Here is a 22,767-nt window from a genome sequence, read left to right on the forward strand (position 1 = left end):
GTGGTCATCCTCGACTTCATCCGCCGGGCCCCGGCCGCCGATCTCCGCCGCATGCTGATCCCCGCCGTGGCGGCGGGCTTCTCCAGCGCGCTGCTGGTGGTCATGATCAACCACGTCGCCGCCGCCGTCGCCACCGGGCGCGGGCCGGGGCTCGTGAACACCGTCATCTTCGTGGCGTGCTTCATCCTCTATTACCAGAGCAACCGCCTCGCCCTGCTGCGCGCCAACGCGGTCATCGAGCGGCTGCTGAAGGACCTGCGGGTCCAGGTGATGGACAAGCTGCGCAAGTCCGAGCTGAAGACCGTCGATGGTCTCGGGCGCGGGCACCTGTATGCGCTGGTGTCGCAGGAGACCAACCACCTGTCCGTCGCCTTTCCCCTGCTGGTGGATTGCTTTCAGCAAGCCATCCTTCTGGTGGTGTCGATGATCTACCTCGCCCACCTGTCCGCGGCGTCGTTCATCGTCTATCTGCTCGCCGTCGCCGCCGGCATCTGGAGCTACTGGCAGATCAATGTCGATTTCCGCCACACGCTGCGCCAGACCGTGATCCGGCAGGGTCGGATGCTGGACGTGGTGGGGGACATCGTGAACGGCTTCAAGGAGCTGCGCCTCAACGGGCGGCGCAGCGCCGCGGCCCTTGCCGGCTACGAGACCGCCTCGGGCGAGGCGCGGGCGTCGCTGGCGGCCTCGGGCGAGCACTGGGCGTCGATGATCCTGCTGTTCAGCTTCGTGACCTATTTCGCGCTGGGTGCGATCGGGTTCATCCTGCCGCAATACCTCACCGCCCATGGCGCCGTCGTGTTCCAGCTGGTCCCGACGCTGCTGTTCTGCTTCGGGCCGCTGGCCAAGATCGTCGCCCAGTCGCCCATGTTCATGCAGGCGGCGGTGGGCCTTCGGGCCATTCTGGACGTGGAGCGCCGCCTCGACGCCGCAGGGGCCATCTCGCCCGCCGAGGCCCGCGCGGCGGCGCCGCAGTTCCACGACTTCCAGCGCATCTCCTATGTGGACCTCGGCTTCTCCCACCGCGATGCCCACGGCGAGCCGCTGTTCACCACCGGGCCCTTGAACCTGACGCTCGACCGGGGCGAGGTGCTGTTCATCGTCGGGGGCAACGGCAGCGGCAAGTCCACGACGCTGCGCCTCGTCACCGGGCTCTATCCGCCGGACACCGGGCTGATCCGGGTGGACGGCACGGCGGTGGAGGGCCGGGGGGTGGCCGGATTCCGGGAGCTGTTCTCCGCCGTCTTTGCCGACTTTCACCTGTTCGACCGCCTGTACGGCCTCGAAAATGTCGATCCGGTGCGGGTGCAGGACCTGATCGCCGAAATGGGCCTGTCCCATAAAGTGAGCTATGCCAACGGTCAGTTCAACCAGACCAGCCTGTCCACCGGACAGCGCAAGCGCCTCGCATTGATCGCCGCCCTGTTGGAGGACCGGCCGGTCTATGTGTTCGATGAATGGTCGGCGGAACAGGATGTACATTTCAGGCAATATTTCTACACGCGGATACTTGCGGACCTGAAGCAGCGCGGAAAGACCATCATTGTCGTGACCCATGACGAGCGATACTGGCACCATGCCGATCGTGTCGTTAGACTAGACTTGGGTACGGTCCTCTGGGACCGCCCGGGGGAGGCATGGATCGCGCCGTGAAAGCTTGCATATTTCCCGGCCAGGGGGCGCAGCGGCTGGGGATGGGGACGGAGCTCTTCGCGGAGTTTCCGGCTCTGATCCGGCGTGCTGACGAGGTGCTCGGCTATTCCATCGAAACGCTCTGCCGGGAGGGGCCGGCCGAGCGGCTGGCGTCAACGCGCTTCACGCAGCCCGCGCTGTTCGTGGTGGGCGCGCTCGGCTATCTGCGCCACCAGAAGACGCAGGTGCCGCCCGCCTTCCTCCTGGGCCATTCGGTCGCCGAATACGTGGCGCTGTTCGCCGCCGGCGTGCTGGATTTCGAGACCGCGCTGCGCCTCGTCAGCCTGCGCGGCACCCTCATGGGCGAGGCCGTGGGCGGCGGCATGGCGGCGGTCATCGGGCTCGATGCGCCGCAGATCGAAGCCGTGCTCGCCAAGCATGCGCCGGGCCGCGTCTATGCGGCCAATTTCAATACGCCGCGGCAGATCGTGATCTCCGGCCTCAGCGCCGAGGTCGCGCGGCTGGAACCGCACATGACGGCGGCGGGGGCGACCTTTTTCCGCGTGCTCCAGGTCAGCGGCGCCTTCCATACGCCCTTCATGGCGCCGGCGCAGGAGGCGTTCCGCGCCGAGGTGGCGAAGGTCCGTTTCGCCGAACCGGGCATTCCCGTCCTGTCCAACGTCACCGCCCGCCCGCATGTGCCGGGCCGCATCGCCGAGCGCATGGTCGAGCAGATCACCGCGCCGGTGCGCTGGTGCGACAGCATCCGCTATGTCCTGGCCGCCGGCCTCGTTCCGGCCGATTTCGAGGAAATCGGCGTGGAGGGCGCGGCCGTGGTCAAGCCCATGGTCATGCGGACCCAACTGGAGGCGGATCCCCTGAGCCCGGAGGAATTCGCGGCCGCTCGGCAAGAAGCGGCCGCTCTGCAAGAACAGGACGTGCCCGCCGCCGAGACGGCGCCGCCCGCCGCGGCGCCGATGCCGTCGTTCGCCCCACGCCCGGTTTCGGGTGGGACAAGCCAGGGCTTCGCCGGCTCCGCGCTCGGTTCGCGCGCCTTCCGCGCGGCGTTCGGGGTCCGCCACGCCTATCTGGCCGGCGGCATGTACCAGGGCATCGCCTCCACCGACGTGGTGGTGCGCATGGCGCAGGCCGGGCTGCTCGGCTTCTTCGGCAGCGGCGGCCTGCGCCTGCCGGCTATCGAGGCGGCGGTGCGGGACATCCAGGCCCGCATTCCGGCCGGCGCGCCCTATGGCATCAACTTCATCGCCAACACCCATTTCCCCGAGCAGGAGGAGGCCCTGGCCGACCTGCTGCTGAAGCTGGGCGTCCCCCTGATCGAGGCGTCCGCCTTCATGCAGGTGACGCCGGCTCTGGTGCGCTACCGGCTGAAGGGGCTGGCGCGTGACGGCGGCTCCATCCATGCCGGGAACCGCATCCTCGCCAAGGTGTCGCGGCCGGACGTGGCCGAGTTCTTCCTCTCCCCGCCGCCCGAGGCGATCCTGACCCGGCTGCTGGCCTCCGGCGCCGTCACGGCCGAGGAGGCCGCGCTCGGGCGCGCGACGCCGATGGCGGACGCGGTCTGCGTCGAGGCGGATTCCGGTGGCCACACCGACCAGGGCATGCCGCTGACCCTGCTGCCCGCCATCCTCAAGGTGCGCGACCGCTGCGCGGCGCTGACGCCGCGCTTCGGCCCGGTGCATGTGGGCGCCGCCGGCGGCGTCGGCACGCCCGAGGCCGCCGCGGCCATGTTCGTGATGGGGGCCGACTTCATCCTCACCGGCTCGATCAACCAGTCCACGGTGGAGGCCGCCACCAGCGACGTGGTGAAGGACCTGCTTGCCGGCATGAACGTGCACGACACGGACTATGCCCCGTCCGGCGAGATGTTCGAGCTCGGCTCCAAGGTGCAGGTGCTGAAGAAGGGCATCTTCTTTCCCGCCCGCGCCAACAAGCTGGTCAGCCTCTATCGCCAGCACGAGGCGCTGGAGGAGATCGACGGCAAGACCCGCCAGCTGATCGAGGAGCGTTATTTCAAGCGCAGCCTGGCGCAGGTGTTCGACGAGGTGTGCGCGGCCTATCCCGGCGCCGAGGTGGAGCGCGCCAAGGCCCTGCCCAAGCATCGCATGGCCCTCGTATTCCGGCGCTATTTCCGCGATGCCACGCGCTGGGCGCTGGCCGGTAATCTTGAGCACAAGGTGGACTTCCAGGTGCAGTGCGGCCCGGCGCAGGGCGCGTTCAACCAGTGGGTCGCCGGCACCGAGCTCGCCTCCTGGCGCGCCCGCCATGTGGACGCCATCGCCGACCGCCTGATGGACGAGACCGCATCGTTGCTGAACCGGCGCTTCGCCACCATGCTGGGGGGCGCCGCGTGACCTCCGCCTTCCTGCCCGGCGGGCGTGCCCATGCGGACGCCCCCATCGCCATCATCGGCATCGGCCTGCGGCTGCCGGGGGCGGAGACGCTCGACGGCTTCTGGGCGCATCTGGCCGCCGGCCGCTCGCTGATCTCGCAGGTGCCCCAGCGCCGCTGGGACGCGGCGGCGCTGCACGGCGACCCGGCGAGGGGCAAGACCAACAGCATCTGGGGCGGCTTCGTCCAGGACGCGGACGGCTTCGACCCGGCCTTCTTCAACATCTCGCCGCGCGAGGCGGCCTGGATGGACCCCCAGCAGCGCTTCGCGCTGGAGACCGCATGGTCGGCGATCGAGGATGCGGGCCTGCGGGCGCGCGACCTCAAGGGCAGCCGCACCGGCGTCTATGTGGGCGTGTGCCACTGGGACTATGCCGAGCTGATCGAGAAGGAGACCACGGCGCTCGATGCCTACACCCCCACGGGCATCGCCTTCTCCATCATCGCCAACCGGGTGTCGCATTTCTTCGACTTCCACGGGCCCAGCATCGCCAATGACACCGCCTGCTCGGCCTCGCTGGTGGCGCTCTACGAGGCGGTGCGGGATCTCCAGAACGGCGATTGCGAGCTGGCGCTGGCCGGCGGCGTCAATCTGTGCTGGTCGCCCAACCATTTCATCGTCTTCGCCAAGAGCGGCATGCTCTCCCGCGACGGCCGCGCCAAGGCGTTCGACGCCCGCGCGGACGGCTATGTGCGGGGCGAGGGCGGGGCGATGCTGCTGCTCAAGCCGCTGGCCCGCGCTTTGGCGGACGGCGATCCCATCCATGCGGTGATCCGCGGCATCGGCACCAACCACGGCGGCCACACCAGTTCGCTCACGGTGACCAATCCGCAGGCGCAGGCGACACTGATCGCCGAGGTCCACCGCGCGGCCGGCGTCGCGCCCGATACGGTGAGCTATATCGAGGCGCACGGGCCGGGCACGCCGCTGGGTGACCCCATCGAGATCACCGGCCTGAAGGCGGCCTTCCGCCAGCGCTCCGCCGAGACCGGCGTGGAGCCGGCCCCCGGCACCTGCGGCATCGGTTCGGTGAAGACCAATATCGGCCATCTGGAAGGCGCCGCCGGGGTCGCCGGCATCGCCAAGGTGCTCGCCGCCCTGCGTCACGGCGTGCTGCCGCCCAATGTCGGCTTCGAGACCCTGAACCCGCTCATCGCGCTGGAGGGAACCCCGTTCCGCATCCAGGCGTCGGCGACGCCCTGGCCGCGCGACCCGGCCCGGCCCCGGCGGGCGGGGGTGAGTTCCTTCGGCTTCGGCGGCACCAATGCGCATGTGCTGATCGAGGACGCGCCCATCGGCCCTCTGGCGGCGCCCGACGCCGGCGAGCCGGTCATCCTGCCGCTTTCCGCGCGCACGTCGGAGCGGCTGCGCGCCTATGCCGAGCGGCTGGCGGATTTCCTCGGCACGTTCGACGGCGCGATACGCGACCTCGCCTGGACCTTCCAGACCGGCCGAGAGGTTTGGGACTGTCGCGTGGCGTTCGTGGGCTCCGACGTGTCCGCCCTGCGCGCCGCCGTTGCGGCGTTCCTGGGGGGTGAGGACGACGAGCGGGTGCGCCAGGCGGGCGGAAGCCAGCCGCTCGCCCTCGACGGCGCCCGGCACACGGCGGATATGTGGGTCGCCGGCGCCGACGTGACCTGGGCGGATCTCGCCGGCATGCCGCCGCCGCGCCGGATCTTCGCGCCCACCTATCCCTTCGCCCGCGAGCGGCACTGGTTCGACCCCGGCCTCGGCGTCAAGGACCCCGAGGCGGCGCAGCACCCTTTGCTGCACCGTAACCTGTCGGGCTTCGATGCCCAGCGCTATGTGACACGCCTGTCCGGCAGCGAGATGTTCTGGGCCGAGCATCATGTGAACGGCGTGCAGGTGCTGCCCGGCGTGGTGGCGCTGGAGATGGCCCGCGCGGCCTTCGCGCTGGCCACCGGCCGCGACGGCCCGATGCGGCTGGAGGATCTCGTCTGGGCGCGGCCGATCCGCGCCGGAAACGGCCCCGTCGAGCTGTCCATCCGGCTGGATCGGGACGACACCGGCACCCGCTTCGCCATCACGGCCCCCGACGCGGCCGGCGGGACCGGCACCGCCGCCACCGGCCGGATCGCGCCGGCGGACGGGACGGGCGCGCCGCTCGACCTTGCGGCCTTGCGCGCCCGCGCCACCGCCGTGCTGACGCCCGAAGCCTGCTACGCCCGCCTTGAGGCGAGCGGCGTTGTGCTCGGCCCAAGCTTCCAGGTGCTGTCCGACGTCCGCGCCGGCGACGGTGTCGTTCTCGCCGCCCTGAAGCTGCCGCGCCGGCTGGCGGCCTCGCTCGATGCGTTCCAGCTTCATCCCCTGCTCATGGATGCCGCCATCCAGGCCTGGGTGGCGCTGGATCCGGACGCGCCGGCGGGGGCCGCCATCCCCTTCGCCTGCGGCCGCATCACGGTGTACGGCCCCTGCACGCCGGGCATGTGGGCCTGCGTCCGCCGCACCGGCAAGGCGGTGGACGGGCTGGTGCAGCTCGATATCGATCTCGCCGACAGCGAAGGGCGCATCTGCGTCGCCTTCCGCAATCTCGTGCTGCGCCAGTCCGCCGCCCAGTCTGCCGCCCAGTCCGCCGCGCGCGACCCGGAGGTTCCTGCGGCGCAGACGCAGCCGGCGGACGCGGTCATCTACGCCGTCCCCGCGTGGGAACCCGCGCCGCTCGAAAGCGTCCCACCGGGCTTCGACACCGAGGTCCTGCTGGTGGGCTTCCCCCCGGACTTCGCCCTGGATCTCGCCGGGCGCACGGGCCTGCCGGTCACGGCTCTGCCCGATGGTTTTGGCGCGGACGAGGCCTCCGCCTCCGCAGCCCTCTTTCTCGCCGCCCACGCTCACGTCGCGCGCCTGCTGGCCTCGAAGCCGGCACGACCACGGCAGGTGCTCGTCATGGTCGGCGAGGGCGTCTCGCCGGTCGCCGCAGCCCCGCTCGCCGCCCTCGTCAAGACGGCGGCCATGGAACATCCCAGGGTGTTCGGCGCCCTGGTGCGGGTGGACGGCCCCGCCGACGCCGCGCGCCTGTCCCGCCTGGTCGATGCCGAGCGCGGCCGGGCCGACCGCCACCCCGAACTGCGCTATGGCCCGGACGACCATCGCAGCGCCCTGCGGTTCTCGCCGAAGTCCCTGCCTGCGGCCCCCGTGCCGGACCTTTCGGTGGAAGGGGTCTACTGGATCACCGGCGGCGCCGGCGGGCTCGGCCTGATCTTCGCCCGCGCCCTCGCCGCGCAGGGCGCACGGCGCATCGTGCTCAGCGGCCGCGCGCCGCAGGTGGACGTCGCCGTGCTGGAGCCCTTCTGGGCCGAGGGCATCGACCTGCGCTATGCGCCCTGCGATGTCTCGCTGGAGACGGACGTCGCCCGCCTGGTGGCGTGGATCGCCGCCGAGGTCGGGCCGCTCAAGGGCGTCATCCACGCCGCTGGCGTGCTGGACGACGGCTACATTCTCGGCGCGGACCCCGCCCGCCTGGCCGCGGTCATGGCGCCGAAGATGGCGGGGGCGGGCCATATCGATGCCGCCACGCGCGGTGCGGATCTGGATTTCCTGGTGCTGTTCTCCTCGGTGGCGGGCGTGTTCGGCAATGCCGGGCAGGCGGCCTATGCCGGGGCCAACGCCTTCCTCGACGCCTTCGCCATCCGCCGGGCCGCTCTGGTGGCGCGAGGCGAACGCCGGGGCGCCACCCATGCCATTGCCTGGCCGCTCTGGGCCGAGGGCGGCATGCAGGTGGCGGACGTGTTCCGCGCCGAGCTGACCCGCCGGTTCGGCACGACGCCGCTGCCGGCGGACGCCGGGGTGGCGGCGCTCTGGCAGGTGATCGGGTCGGGCGAACCCTGCACGGCGGTGCTGCATGGCGATGCCGGGCGCATCGCCGAACTGCTGGCGCCATCCGCGCGGCCCGCGGCGCCGGCCCCTGCCGTGCAGCATCCGGCGGAACATCCGGCAGACTTGGGCAGCCCGCCGCCCGACCTCGCGCCGCGCGTGGTCGATCTGCTCAAGGAGATGTTCGCGGAAGCGGTGCAGATGGACGCCGGCCGCATCCGCGCCGGCACGCCGCTGGTGGAATACGGGCTCGATTCCATCGTCATCCTGGAACTGACGGCGCGGCTGGAGCGGCTTCTCGGCCCGCTGCCAAAGACGCTGTTCTTCGAATATCTCGACCTCGCGTCCCTCGCCGCGCATCTGACGGAGGAGTACGGCCCCGCCCTCGCTGCGGCGCTGCAATCCGCCGCGCCTCAATCCGCAGGTCCCGCCCCCTCGGGCGCCGCTGCCGCCGCGACGCCGGACCCGAGCATGTCGGAAGCCCCTCCGGCCCGGCCGCAGGAGCGTCCCGCCGCCTCCACCCACGACATCGCCATCGTCGGCCTGTCCCTGCGGGTGGCCAAGGCGGCGGACCAGGACGCCTTCTGGGACCTGCTATCCCAGGGCCTGCACGGCTTCGAGGCGGTGCCGGCCGAGCGCTGGGACCATGCGGCCTTGCTGCATGGCGAGCGGGACATCCTCGGCAAGACGGTGGTCAAGACCGGCGCCTTCCTGCCGGACATCGACAAGTTCGATCCGCGCTATTTCCGGATCGCCCAGTATGAAGCCGAGCTGATGTCGCCGGAGGTGCGGCTGTTCCTGGAAGCCAGCGTCGAGGCGTTCGAGGATGCCGGCTATTCGCGCGAATACATGCAGGCCAAGCTCGGTGGCGACGTGGCTGTCATCGTCGGCTCGATGACCAACGAATACGATCTCTACGGCTTCCAGAACATGCTGCTGCGGGGCGCGCTGGCCAGCGGCAGCTATACCGGCACCGTGCCCAACATGGTGTCCTATTACTATGGCTTCACCGGGCCGTCCTATTTCCTGGACACCATGTGCTCGGCCTCGGCCACCTGCATCCACGAGGCGGTGCACATGCTGCGCGGCGGCCGCTGCCGTATGGCGCTGGCCGGCGGGGTGAGCCTGCTGCTGCACCCGCAGAAGCTGATCGCCACCTCGCAGGAGCATTTCACCAGCAAGACCGCCGAGGTCATCCGCGGCTACGGCCTCGGCGCCGACGGCACCATCCTCGGCGAGGGCGTGGGCGCTCTGGTGCTGAAGACGCTGGCCGACGCCGAGCGGGACGGCGACCACGTCTATGGCGTGATCCGGGGCACCGGCATCAGCAATGCCGGCGTGCGCAACGGCTTCACCGTGCCGAGCCCGGCGCAGCAGGCGGCGGCGATCCAGCAGGCGCTGGACGATGCCGGCATGGACCCGGCCACGATCGGCTACGTGGAGGGGCACGGCTCCGGCACGGCGCTGGGCGATCCCATCGAAATGAAGGCGCTGACGCTCGCCTACGGCAAAGGCGGTGCGCAGCGCCAGTCGATCCCCATCGGCACCGTGAAGTCCAACATCGCCCATCTGCTCGCGGCCTCGGGGCTCGCCGGCGTGGCCAAGGTGCTGGCGCAGCTTCGGCACGGGCAGATCGCGCCTTCGCTCCATGCGGAGACGCTGAACCCGAACATTCCCTTCGCCGACACGCCCTTCTATGTGGCGCGCACCCTCATGCCCTGGCCGCGCCTGCACGACGCGGACGGCCGCGAACTGCCGCGCCGCGCGGGGGTGACCTCCATCGGCGCCGGCGGCATGAATTCCCACATCCTCATCGAGGAGCATGTGGCGGCGCCCCGTCAGGCGGCCTTCACGGGGCCGCAGGCCGTGGTGCTCAGCGCCATGACGCCGGAACGGCTGGCGGCCTGGATCGCCCGCCTCGCGGCCTATCTTGAGGCCCATGACGAACTCGACGTCGCGGATGTCGCCTACACGCTCCAAGTGGGCCGCAACGCGCTGCCCTGTCGCCTCGCCTTCGCTGCCGCCAGCCGCGCGGACCTGCTGGCGCGGCTCGGGGAGGCCCTGAGCGATCCGCGCACGGTGCGTGGCGGGCATTTCACCGCCTCCATCCTGGATGTCGAGGCGCGCACGGAGCCGGCGGACATTGGCGAAGCCATGCTCGCCGGCGACTTCGCGCGGCTCGGCTCGGCCTGGGCGGAAGGGGCGGCCATCGACTGGGACGCGGTGCATGGCCGGCCGCTCCCGCGCCGCGTCTCCCTGCCGCCCTATCCGTTCGAGAAGGTGCGGTGCTGGTATCCCGAATATGAGGGCGCGCCGTCCGTGGTCCGCCCGCTCGGGGCGCGGGAGAAGCTGCATCCCCTGGTGGGCCGCAACGGCTCGGATCTGTCGGGCGTGCGCTTCGCGACGGACCTGCATCTCGACGAACTGCGCGACTATGCCTTCACCGACGCGCGCCGCCCCGACCTCCTGCCCACCGCCGTGGTGGAGATGGCGCTTGCCGCCGGTCAACTGGCCGGGCTTTCGGGCCGGCTTGCCGTGCGGGCCTTGCGGGTGGAGCGCGCCGTCGCCTGGGCCGATGTCCGGAAGATCGCGTTCGCCGTCACCCCGCTGGCCGGGGAGCGCGTCGCCGTGCGGCTCGACGCCTGCGGCGCCGACGGCGTTCCGGCACCGTTCGCGCGCGCCGAGGTCGGGCTGGAAGCGCCGATCCAGGCCTCCGCCGTTTCGTTGGCCACCTTGCGCACTGAGGCGCTGCGGACGCTCTCCGCCGCCGAGGTCCGCGCCACGCTGGCGGACGGCGGCCGCCGCTTCGGCCCGTATCTGGACGTGGTGGACGTCGCCGTCGTGGGGCGCGACGGCACGGTACTCTGCACGGTGCAGACCGATGGCCCGGCGCAGGACCATTACAAGCAGAACGTCATCTGGCCGGCGGCGCTGCTGGGCGCGGCGTTCCAGGCACTGATCCTCGGCGGGCAAGGCGGGGAACGCCTCGCCCTAGCCGCTGTCGAGCACGCGTCCGGCGACGCCGCCTCCCTGGCGCACGTCACCCATGTCCTGGCGCGGGTCGCGGGCGGAAATCCCGGCGGAGAGATTCTCTTCCTGGATGGCGAAGGGACTGTCCGGGGGGCCTGGACGGGGATCAGGCTGAAGCCGGCCGATCGGCTGGCCGACGAGATCGAAGCCCCGCCGCTGGTTCCCACGCCCGAACCACAGTCGGTGCCCGCCACGGCTCCCGCGGTCCCCCAGGCCCTGCTTGGCCCGGTGCTGGCGGTGGCGGCCGACATCCTGAAGTTTCCCGCCGACGCTCTGAACCCGCGCGCGACCTTCTATGACCTCGGCTTCGATTCCATCACGCTGACGCACTTCGCCTCGGCCCTGACCGAACGCTTCGGCATCGCCATCTCTCCGGCCCTGTTCTTCCACTGCGAGCATGCCCAGGCGCTGGCGGCGCATCTGGCGGGGCAGGGCGCGGCGGCCCCCTCCGCGTCGCCCCCCTCCGCATCACCTGTGGCAGCCGCGCCGGAACGGACGCCCCCCGCCCAGCCGATGCGCGCGGCGGACAGCGTCGTCCGTGCGCCGGCGGAAGCACGGGTGGCCATTGTCGGGCTCGCGCTGCGGGTTCCCGGCGCCGACACGCCGGAGGCCTTCTTCGATCGGCTGCTGGCGGGCGACGACCTGACCGGCGCGCTGCCCATGGAGCGCTACGACGGCGCCTATGCGCGGCGCATGGCGGCGGCGGCGTTCCCCAAGCGGGGCGGCTTTCTCGGCGACATCGACCGTTTCGACGCCGCCTTCTTCCGCATCTCCCCCGTGGAGGCGGCGCGGATGGACCCGCAGCAGCGCCTCATGCTGGAGACGGGCTGGCGCGCGCTCGAAAAGGCGGGCTATGCCCCCGAGGATCTGCCGCGCGAGACCGGCGTGTTCGTTGGCGTCAGCGGGCGAGACTATGCCAGCCTGCTGGAAGCCAGCGGCGTGCCGCAGGACGGCTACGCCGCCACCGGCAATTCGCTGGCCATGGTGGCGAACCGCCTCTCCTTCTTCCTCGACCTGCACGGGCCGAGCGAGGCGGTGGACACCGCCTGCTCCAGCTCGCTGGTGGCGCTGCTGCGCGCCGCCGAGGCGGTGCGCTCCGGACGCTGCCCCATGGCTCTGGTGGGCGGCGTCAATTTGGCGCTCGCCGCCGAGGGCTTCGAGGGGCCGCACCAGGCGGGCATGCTCAGCCCCGACGGCCGCTGCAAGGCCTTCTCCCGCGCCGCCGACGGCTATGGGCGGGGCGAGGGGGCCCTGGCCCTGGTGCTGAAGCCGCTCGACGCCGCCGAACGTGACGGCGACGCCATCCTCGGCGTGATCGCCGGCGGGGCCGAAAACCACGGCGGACGGGCCGGCGCCCTCACCGCCCCCAACGCCAACGCCCAGGCCGATCTCGTCTGCCGCGCCATGGCCGGGCTGGACCCGGCCGGCATCGGCTATATCGAGGCGCACGGCACCGGCACGGCGCTGGGCGATCCGGTGGAGGTGGAGGGGCTGCGCCTCGCCTATGACGCACTACTGGCCGGACGGTCACGCGAGGACATCTCCATCGGCCTCGGCACGGTCAAGTCGAACATCGGGCATCTGGAGGCAGCGGCCGGGCTGGCGGGCATCGCCAAGGTGCTCATGGCCCTGGCCCGGGGCGAGCTGCCGCCCACGCTGCATTGCGTGGAAGCCAATCCGCACATGGTCCTGAAAGGCACACCCTTTCACCTGGTGCGGGCACGCACACCCTGGCCGCGCCGGACCGACGAGGCCGGGCGGCCGCAGCCACGGCGAGCCGGCGTGAGCAGCTTCGGCTTCGGCGGCAGCAATGCCCATGTGGTGCTGGAGGAAGCCCCGCTCGGCGCGCCCATGCCGCGCCGCCGCCCGCTGCCGCCACGTTCCTTCGCCCAGACCCGCTTCTGGCTGCCCGCCACCGGCCGGGAACCGGCGCCGGCAGCGCCCGAAGTCGTCATGCTTGCGCCTTGCTGGGTGGGGCGTCCCTTGCCGCTCGGCGCAGAGGCGCCGCCGCGCCGGCTGATCCTGAGCGCGGGCGTCGCCTTGCCGCCGGATGCGGGGGCGCTCGCACTCGCGCCCGAAGAGGACAAGCCGGGTGCGCGCTATCGCGCCGCGACGTTGCGTCTGCTGGAGCTCCTGCGCGCCGAGATTTCCGGCGCCCGGCGCGGCCCGCTCCTCGTCCAACTGGCCGTGCCGCTCGCTGGCGACGACGGGCTGATGGCGGGGCTGGGCGCGGTGCTCGACACCGCCGCCCTGGAGCATCCGGACATCCGTGGGCAGGTGGTGAGCCTGGAGGCCATGCCGCCCGCCGCGGCGGCGGACGTTCTGGCGCGCGAGGCACTCTCCGGCACGGCGCGGGTCCGCTACCGGGCGGGACGGCGCGAGGTGCTGGAGTGGCGCGATCCGCCCGCCGGCGAGCCGGTATGGCCGGGCTGGCGGCCGAACGGCGTCTATCTCCTGACCGGCGGCATGGGCGGTCTCGGCCGCCGGCTGGCGCGGCATATCGCCGAGGCGGCGCCTGGGGCGGTCCTGGTGCTGGCGGGCTCTTCGGCGCTGGATGCGGCGCGTTCCGAAGAACTGGCGGCGCTGGGCCGCCTCGGCGCCTCGGCCTCCTATGCGCAGGTGGATGTGGCCGATGCAGCGGCCGTGGCGGCCCTGATTGGGGACATCCTGCGCCGCCACGGCGCCCTCCATGCGGTGTTCCACTGCGCCGGCACGCTGCGCGACCGCTCCATTGCCTTCAAGACGGCGGCCGAGGCCGCGGCGGTGCTGGCGCCGAAGGTGGATGGCGCGCTGGCGCTCCGCTCCGCCTGCGCGGGTCTTCCGCTCGATGCCCTGGTGCTGTTCTCCTCGCTCGCCGGGGCGGTGGGGAACGTGGGGCAGGCGGATTACGCCGCCGCCAACGGCTTCCTCGACGCGCTCGCCGCGCAGGACGGCGCGCCGCTGCTCGCCGTGAACTGGCCGCTCTGGCAGGGTGGCGGCATGCAGGCGGATGCGCGGGTCGAAGCGGCCCTGTTCGCGCGCATGGGCCAGCGTCCCTTGTCCACGGCGGCGGGTTTCGCGGCCCTGGAGCGCGCGCTCCGCCTCGGCGCGAGCCGCGTGGCGGTGGTAGCGGGCGAGGAGCCCGCCATCCGTGCCTTCTTCGCCGGGCGCAGCGCGGCGGCTCCTGCGCAGGAGGTGCCCGACGCAGCCGATGACAAGGCGCTGAACGTGCAGACGACCGAGGCGTTGCGCCGCCTGTTCGCGCGGGTCAGCGGCCATGCGCCGGACGCCATCGACCCCGCCGCCACGCTCGACACCTACGGCATCGACAGCCTCATGGTGACGGCGTTGAACCGGGAATTGGGGCAGGCGTTCGCCGGGCTTTCCCGGACGCTGTTCTTTGAGCACCGCACCTTGCGCGCTTTGGCCGGGCGGCTGGTCTCCGAGCGCGCGGCGGACTGCCGGGCCTGGACCGGCGCCGCCGTCGTCCATTCCGGCGGGACCGCTTCGGCCGTCCCCATGCCCTCGCAGGCAACGGTCTCCGGCCAAGCGCCCATCGCCATCATCGGCATGAGCGGCAGCTATCCCGGCGCGCCGGACCTCGATGCCTTCTGGGCCAATCTCGTCGCCGGGCGGGACATGGTGGGGGAGGTTCCGGCCGAGCGCTGGGCGCTCGACGGCTTCTTCGAACCTGATCCGGCCAGGGCGGTCACCGAGGGCAAGAGCTATGCGAAGTGGGGCGCCTTCCTGGAGGGCTTCTGCGACTTCGACCCGCTGTTCTTCAAGATCGCCCCCCGCGAGGCGGCTGCCATGGATCCGCAGGAACGCCTGTTCCTGATGGCCGCCTGGGCGGCCAGCGAGGACGGTGGCTATTCACCCGCGCGTTTCGCCGCCCGGCACGGCGGCAAGGTGGGCGTGTTCGTGGGCGTCACCAAGACCGGCTTTGCCCTCTACCCGCCGTTCGAGGTGGAAGGCGGCGCCGTCGTCCATCCCCGCACCTCGTTCGCGAGCATCGCCAACCGCGTCTCCTTCGCCATGGACCTCAACGGCCCCAGCCTGCCGTTCGACACCATGTGCTCGTCCTCGCTCACCGCTTTGCATGCGGCCTGCGAGGCGCTGCGTGCCGGCGACTGCGAGCTGGCCCTGGCCGGGGGGGTGAACCTCTATCTCCACCCCGCCAATTTCGTGGAACTGAGCGCCGCCCGCATGCTGAGCGCAGGCGGGCGCTGCCGCAGCTTCGGCGCCGGCGGCGACGGCTTCGTGCCGGGGGAGGGCGTCGGCTGCCTTCTGCTCAAGCCGCTGGCGCGCGCCCTGGCGGACGGCGACCGCATCCATGCGGTCATCCGCGGCAGCGCCGTCAACCACGGCGGGCGCACCAACGGCTACACCGTGCCCAATCCCGACGCCCAGCGCGCCGTTATACGCGCCGCGCTGGACGAGGCCGGCCTCTCGGCCCGCGACGTCAGCTATGTGGAGGCGCACGGCACCGGCACGGAACTGGGCGACCCCATCGAAGTGGCGGGGCTGACGCAGGCCTTCCGTGCCGACACAGCCGATCGCGGCTATTGCGGCCTCGGCGCGGTGAAGTCGGGCATTGGCCATCTGGAGGCGGCGGCCGGCATCGCCGGCGTCACCAAGGTGCTGCTCCAGATGCGGCATGCCACGCTCGCGCCGACGCTGCACGCGACCGAGCCCAATCCCAACCTCGACCTCGACCTCGACGCTTCGCCCTTCGTCCTGCAACGCACGGCCGCTCCCTGGACGGCGGAGCGGCGCATCGCCGGCGTGTCCTCCTTCGGCGCCGGCGGCGCCAACGCCCATGTGGTGCTGGAGGCGTGGCCCGCACCCGCACGGCCGGACGCCCCGGCGGATGCAACCGTGCACCTGCTGCCGCTCTCCGCCCGCACGCCGGAGCGCCTGCGCGAGGCGGCTGCGCGCCTTCTGGCATTCCTCGAAGCCGGTGCAAGCCCGGGCGCACCGGTCGCCGCCCGCGACCTCAGCGCCCAAGGCGCGCGCCTGCGCGCCGAGCTGGCGACGCTGCTGAGCGTCGGGCCGGAGGAGATCGACCTGCGCGAGCCGTTCGACGCCATGGGCCTCGACGCGCTCCAGCGCCTCGCCCTGCACCACTGGCTGGACACCAATCTCGACGCGCCGCTGGGTCCCGACGCGCTGCGCGACGGCATCTGCCCGGAGGACCTGCTGGCCCTGCTGCCCGCGCGAGCCGGCGAGACCTCCGCCGACCGGCCGGCCCTGGCGGACATCGCTCTTACCCTCCAGGTGGGGCGCGAGCCGATGGCCGCGCGCCTCGCCATCGCGGCCTGCAGTCACGGCGAAGTCTCCGCGGCCCTGCGTGCCTATCTCGACGGCCGGACCGATCACCCCGGCCTGCATGTCGGCGGCCCGGCCGGCACTGCCCCCGCCACGCCCCTTGCGCGGGCGGATGCCGGCGATCTGGCAAGCCTTGCCGCACGGTGGATCGCGCAAGGGCGCCACGACCACATGCTCGGCCTTTGGGTGGACGGCGCGCCGGTGGACTGGGACAGCCTGCCCCGACCCGCCGGCGGCGTCATCGTCTCGTTGCCGACCTATCCCTTCGCCCGTGACCGCTTCTGGCTGCCCGGCGTCGGCGACGACGGCATCGATGCCGCGCTTGCCGAAAGCCTTGCGGCCGAGCCGCCGGGGCGCGGGGCGCTCATCGATGCCAATGCGGCGCTGGAACGCGCCCTCGCGCCGCTGCTGCGTGCCGTTCTGCGGAACGTGGAGCCGGCCGCCATAACGCCGGGCTTCGCCCCGTGGCGCGCGGCGCTGGACCGCCTGCTGGCGGACCATCCCGGCGCACAGGCCCCGAGCCTCGACGCGGCCTGGGCCGCATGGGACCATTTCAAAGCCGCGCTTGCCTCCCCTTCGGCGCAGGTGGCGCTGGCGGAAACGACGCTGCGGTCCCTCGGGGATATTCTCACCGGCGCGCGGGCGGCCACCGCCGTGATGTTCCCGGCCGGCAAGCTGGATCTGGTGGAGGCCGTCTACAGTCGGAACGACACCGCCTCCCGCTTCAACGCCGTGCTGGCGCAAGCGGCCGCCGACGCTTTGGCGCGCAGACGGGCGGCCGCCCCGCAGGCCGGCCTGCGCATCCTGGAGATCGGCGCCGGTTCGGGCGGCACCACGGCGCCGGTGCTGCGCGCGCTCGCGCCGCTGGTCGGGGCCATCGCCGACTATCGCTTCACCGACGTGTCGCGCGCCTTCCTGCTGCGGGCGGAGCAGCGCTTCCGGCCCCAGGCCCCCTTCCTCTCCACCGCTCTGTTCGACGTGGAAAGGCGGCCGGAAGGCCAGGACGTCGCGCTCGCCGGCTACGACCTCGTCATCGCCGCCAACGTCCTGCACGCCACCGCCGATATCGCCCGCACGCTCGCCCATGTGCGCCAGGTGATGGCGCCCGGCGGCATTCTGCTGCTGAACGAGACCAGCCGGGCGACGCTTTTCACCCATGTCACCTTCGGCCTGCTGGATGGCTGGTGGCGCTTCACCGACGCGCATTTGCGCATTCCCGGCACGCCGTCCCTGACCGCTGCCGCGTGGCGGCAAGCCCTGGAGGCGGAAGGGCTGCGCTGGGTCGCCGGCTCGCCGCAGGGCGAACGGACGCTCGGCCAGCAGGTCATCGCCGCCCGCGCGCCGGCCGCCCCGCAACGGGGGCAGGCGCGGCCGCCGGCCTCCGTCTCCGCGCGCCCTGCCATGGTCGAGCCGGCACAGGCCGGTCCGGAAACGACATCCGCCCGCCTGCGCGAGACCCTCCGGCGGGAAGTGGCGCATACGCTGAACATCGCCGAGGCCGCGGTGGATGTGGCCGCCCCCTTCGCCGACTACGGCCTTGATTCCATTCTCGGCGCCGAACTCGTGGACCGGCTGCGCCGGGCGCTCGGGGTCACGCTCGACCATACGCGACTGTTCGATTTCAGCTCCGTCGTCCGGCTGGAGCGCCATCTGCTCGCCGAGCATCCCGGGCTTGCCGCGGAGACGCCGGACGCGCCGCCGGCGGCCAGCCCGGCCGCCGTCGAAAGCATCCCGGCGGTCGTGCGGACCATCGGGGAGCGGGCAGGGGGCCAGGAGCCCATCGCCATCATCGGCATGAGCGGGCGCTTCGCCCGTTCTCCGGACCTTGATGCGCTCTGGACGCACCTGGAGGCGGGCCACGACCTGGTGGAGCCGGTGACCCGCTTCGACCTTGATCCGCTTCAGGCGGCCGCGCCCCCCGGCACCTTCGGGCGGCACGGCAGCTTCATCGAAGGCATCGAGCGTTTCGACGCGGCCTTCTTCGGCATTTCCGGGATCGAGGCCCGGCACATGGACCCGCAGCAGCGGCTGTTCCTGGAGGAGGCCTGGAAGGCGCTGGAGCACGCCGGCCATGGCGGTGCCGACATGATCGGGCGCCGCTGCGGTGTCTTCGTGGGCTGCAGCGCGGGGGACTATCAGGAGCTGTTCCGCACCCAGCCGCCGGCCCAGGCCTTCTGGGGCAATACCTCGTCGCTGATCCCCGCGCGCATCGCCTATGCCCTCGACCTGAAGGGGCCGGCGGTCGCGGTGGACACCGCCTGCTCCAGTTCGCTCGTCGCCCTCCATCTGGCGTGCCAGAGCCTGTGGCGGGGCGAGAGCGAGCTTGCCCTGGCCGGTGGCGTGTTCGTGCAATGCACCGACCGCTTCTACCGTTATGCGAACGGGGCCGGCATGCTCTCGCCCAGCGGGCGCTGCGCCGCCTTCGGCGCCGGGGCGGACGGGATGGTGCCCGGGGAGGGCGTCGCGGCGGTGCTGTTGCGGCCGCTCTCCGCCGCATTGGCCGATGGCGACACCGTGCACGGCCTTGTGGTCGCCGCCGGCGTTAACCAGGACGGCGCCACCAACGGCATCACCGCGCCGAGCGCCGTCTCGCAGGAGCGGCTGATGCGGGAGGTCTATGAGCAATTCGGGATCGACCCGGCCGGCATCACGCTCGTGGAGGCTCACGGCACCGGCACCAGCCTCGGCGATCCCATCGAATATGCCGCTCTGGCGCGGGTCTTCGCCGGCCGCACCGGCGTCCGCCTCGGATCGGTCAAATCGAACCTCGGGCATGCCACCACGGCGGCAGGCATCACCAGCCTCGTCAAGGTGCTGCTGGCCCTCGGCCATCGCACTGTGCCGCCCTCGCTGCATTTCGGCACCGGCAACGGCGCCATCGCCTTCGCCGACGGGCCCTTCCGGGTCAATACCGGCGCCGAACCGTGGGGCCGCGGGGAGATGCCCCGGCGGGCGGCCATCAGTTCGTTCGGCTTCAGCGGCACCAATGCCCATGTGGTCATTGAGGAGGCGCCCACACAGCCGACAGCCGAGGATGACGGGGCACCGCAGCTGATCGTCCTGTCGGGCCGCACCGCCGAGGATCTGCGCCGGCAGGCCGAGCGGCTGGCGGCGCATCTATCCGCCCGTTCGGGTCCGCGGCTGGCCGACGTGGCCTTCACCCTGGCGGCCGGGCGCACCCACCATCCGCACCGTCTCGCGCTGGTGGCGCATGACACGCAGGACGCCGCCGCCCGGCTGTCGCAATGGGCGGCGGGGCATGTTCCGGCCAGCGTGTTCGCCGGCGAGGTGCCGGACGGGGCGGGCGCCCCGCTTGTCGCGGATGCGGAAGCCGACGGTTTGACGGCGAACGGTGGCGGGGGGACAGCCCACCTCACCGAACTGGCGCGGGCCTTCATCGCCGGCGCGTCGTTGCCGGTCTCCCGGCTCTTCCCCGCTGGGGGCCGGCGCGTGCCGCTGCCTACCTATCCGTTCGCGGGACGCGCCCTGTGGGTGGAGGGCGTGCCGACGCCCACGGAGATGTCCGAGCGTCTGGCGGCACGCCGGGCCACGCCGGGATCGGCAGGCGAGGGGCTCCAGTCGTTGTCCGTGCCGGCCGCCGCCTCGGCACCTGTGGATGCCAAGGTCAGCGCGGCAGCGGGTGGCGCGGACGCGCCGCGCCCGGCGGCGCGCGTGCACTTGGCGCCGGTCGCCTCCGCTTCGCCGGTCACAGTCTCGCCGCCCCGCGGCAAGGTCGCTCTCGCCCCGTTGGCGCCGGTTCCGCCCGGGCCCGCAGGGCGGCTCCGCGTCGAACCCGATGCGGAAGGCGTGCGCCATCTGGTGCTCGACGGGCCATGGGACCACGTGACGAACGCGGCTCTTGCCGCCGCGCTGGCATCGGCGGGTACGGATGGCACTGTTCGTGCGGTGCTGGTGACACGGGACGATGCGCCCGGCGGCGACCCGGCGGACGGACTGGAACTCGCTACAGCCCTGGCTGCCTGCCCAGTCCCCGTCGTCGCCGCCCTCGCGCAGGGCGGGGCAGGCGCCGCCGAGGCCGTCTCCCAGGCGTGCGATTTCCTCCTTCTCGGGCCGGACCGTGCGCCGTCGCACAGCAGCGGCATCCGGCACGTCCCGGCGGCCAGCCTTATGGCGGAAGGTTGGGCGCTTGCACGCCAGATCGCGTCCGCGCCGCGTGGCGCGCTGATCGAGCTGAAGCGGCACATGCCGCCGCGCCGGCCGACCGGCCCGCTCGCCAGCCCGCTGTCCGGCCTGATCGGTGATGCGCTTCCTCTGACGGGCCCTCCGGCGGCGGCGATCCGCCGGATCCCGCTGTCCTCTCCGGTCATGGCGCTGGAGGTGCATGGGGACGGCGTCGCCGTGCTGCGCATGCAGGAGCGGGCGCACAAGAACATGTTTACCGACGCCTTCATGGACGGCCTGTCGGAGGCGTTCGACGCCATCGCCAGCGACGCCGCGCTGAAGGCGGTCGTGCTGACGGGTTTCGAGGGATATTTCGCCTGCGGCGGCACCCAGGGCGGCCTGGAGAGCCTTCAGCGCGGCGAAAGCCGTTTCACCGACCGCCGGATCTACAGCCTGCCGCTCAGCTGCCCCCTGCCGGTGCTCGCCGCCATGCAGGGCCACGCCATCGGCGCGGGCTGGTCACTGGGCATGTTCTGCGATCTCCAGGTCTTCGCCGCCGAGGGCATCTATCACAGCAATTATCTGACCCTCGGGTTCACGCCGGGGGCGGGCGCCACCCTGGTGTTTCCGGCGCGGCTCGGCGACGAACTCGGCCGGGAAGTGCTGTTCTCCGCCCATCCCTATCGCGGGCGGGAGCTCGCCGCGCGCGACGTCGGCCTGCGCGTGGTGCCGGCGGCGCAGGTGGAAGCTTCCGCCGTGGCGATCGCCCATGGCCTTGCCCGCCATCCCCGCGCCGCGCTCGAAGCCGCCAAGGCCGAAGGCGCGCGGCCGGTGCGCGCGCGCCTGGAGGCGACGCTGGCGGCGGAACTCGACCTGCACAGCCGCACTTTCGTGGGCAATCCGGAGGTGATGGCCCGCATCCGCGCCGCGTTCGGCGTGCCCGCCGAGGAAGCGGCCGCGCCCCGCATCACGGCCCGGCCACGCGGCGACGTGCGGCGGGACCTGGTGGCCTGCCTTGCGGACGACCTGATGATCGCACCGCAGGAGGTGCGTGACGGCGCCACCTTCCTTGAACTGGGGCTCGATTCCATCCTGGCGGTCACCTTCGTCCGGCACTTGAACGGCCGGTTCGGCCTCTCCCTGCCGGCCACGGCGGTCTATGCGCACCCCACCGTGGGCGCGCTGGTGGATCACGTGGCCGCGCTGGCCGTCGGCGAGACGGCGGGACACCATGTGCAGGCGCCTTCCGCCGCACCCGCGCCGGATGAGAACGCTTCGGCTTGGCAGGCCGTGCGCGAAGCGGTTGCCGCGCAACTGGCCGAAACCGCGCGCCCAGCGGTGGCCGTCGCGGGAAGTCCCGAACGCGACGGGGCGACTGATCGAGCGGCGGTGCGGGCCGCCCTGGTGGCGCATCTGGCCGAGGAACTGGCCAACGATCCGGCCGATGTTCGCGACAGCGCCAGCTTCCTGGAGCTTGGTCTCGACAGCATCCTGGCCGTCACCTGGATCCGCCGGTTGAATGCCGCTTTCGGCCTCTCCCTGCCGGCCACCGCCGTCTATGCGCATCCCACCGTCGGAGCGATGGTGGACCATGTGGCGGGCCTGAAGCCGAAGCTGCCCGTCGAGCGGGCGCAGCCCCGTGAGGCGGAAAGCCCGGCGGGCATGCCCGACACGGATCGCCGCCCCTCTGCCCCCGCCGTCCGGTCGACGCCGGAGCGGGAGGCCGTCGCCATCATCGGCGCCGCAGGCCGCTTTCCCGAGGCGCCCGATCTCGGCGCCTTCTGGGACAACATCGCCGCCGGCCGCGACTGCATCCGCGAAGTCCCCCCGGAGCGCTGGGACATCGCGGCGCATTTCGATCCCGATCCGCTGGCGCCGGGCAAGACCTATTGCAAGTGGATGGGCGTCCTCGACGAGGTGGAGCTGTTCGATCCGCAGTTCTTCACCATCACGCCGCGCGAAGCGGAGCTGATGGACCCGCAGCAGCGCCTGTTCCTCGAACACGCCTGGCATGCCATCGAGGACGCCGCGATCGATCCCTACACGCTGGCCGGCGGCGCCTGCGGGGTGTTCGTCGGCTCCGGGCCGAGCGGCTACGCGGACCGTATCACCGAGCGCAACGCTTACAGCCTGCTGGGCAATTCGGGCTCGATCCTCGCCGCCCGCATCGCCTACATGCTGGACCTGCACGGCCCGGCCGTGTCGCTGGACACCGCCTGCTCCAGCTCGCTGGTGGCCATCGCGGAGGCCTGCAACAGCTTGGCGCTGGGCGATTGCGACCTCGCGCTGGCGGGTGGGGCCAGCGTGCTCATCGGCCCGTCCATGTTCATCGACACCGCCAAGGTCAGCATGCTGTCGCGGGACGGGCGGTGCTTCACCTTCGATGCGCGGGCCAACGGCTTCGTCCCGGGCGAGGGCGTCGGGGTCGTGGTGCT

General features: G+C 72.2%; 3 protein-coding genes (1 of these 3 running past the window's edge). All 3 read left to right on the plus strand.

What is annotated here, in order from left to right; genetic code table 11:
* Tightly spaced (each overlapping or abutting the next), the 3 genes in view from YU1_RS0100335 to YU1_RS33235 form a layout consistent with a single transcriptional unit that may run on beyond the window.
* Window positions 1-1,653 (plus strand): cyclic peptide export ABC transporter, encoded by a 1,653-nt coding sequence (locus YU1_RS0100335; protein WP_029002380.1) that lies wholly within the window; start codon window positions 1-3, stop codon window positions 1,651-1,653.
* Entirely contained in the window at window positions 1,638-4,004 is a 2,367-nt protein-coding gene (fabD, locus tag YU1_RS0100340) for an ACP S-malonyltransferase (protein WP_029002381.1), read from the plus strand. Before YU1_RS0100335 ends, fabD begins: the two co-directional genes overlap by 16 nt.
* A protein-coding gene (locus YU1_RS33235) for an SDR family NAD(P)-dependent oxidoreductase (RefSeq protein WP_029002382.1) crosses the window boundary here: on the plus strand, window positions 4,001-22,767 show its 5' portion. It continues 1,681 nt past the right edge of the window; 18,767 of the gene's 20,448 nt are visible here — the first part of the coding sequence; it begins with the start codon at window positions 4,001-4,003; the stop codon falls past the right edge of the window. Before fabD ends, YU1_RS33235 begins: the two co-directional genes overlap by 4 nt.

This window comes from Azorhizobium doebereinerae UFLA1-100 (assembly GCF_000473085.1).
In the GTDB taxonomy this organism is placed as follows: domain Bacteria; phylum Pseudomonadota; class Alphaproteobacteria; order Rhizobiales; family Xanthobacteraceae; genus Azorhizobium; species Azorhizobium doebereinerae.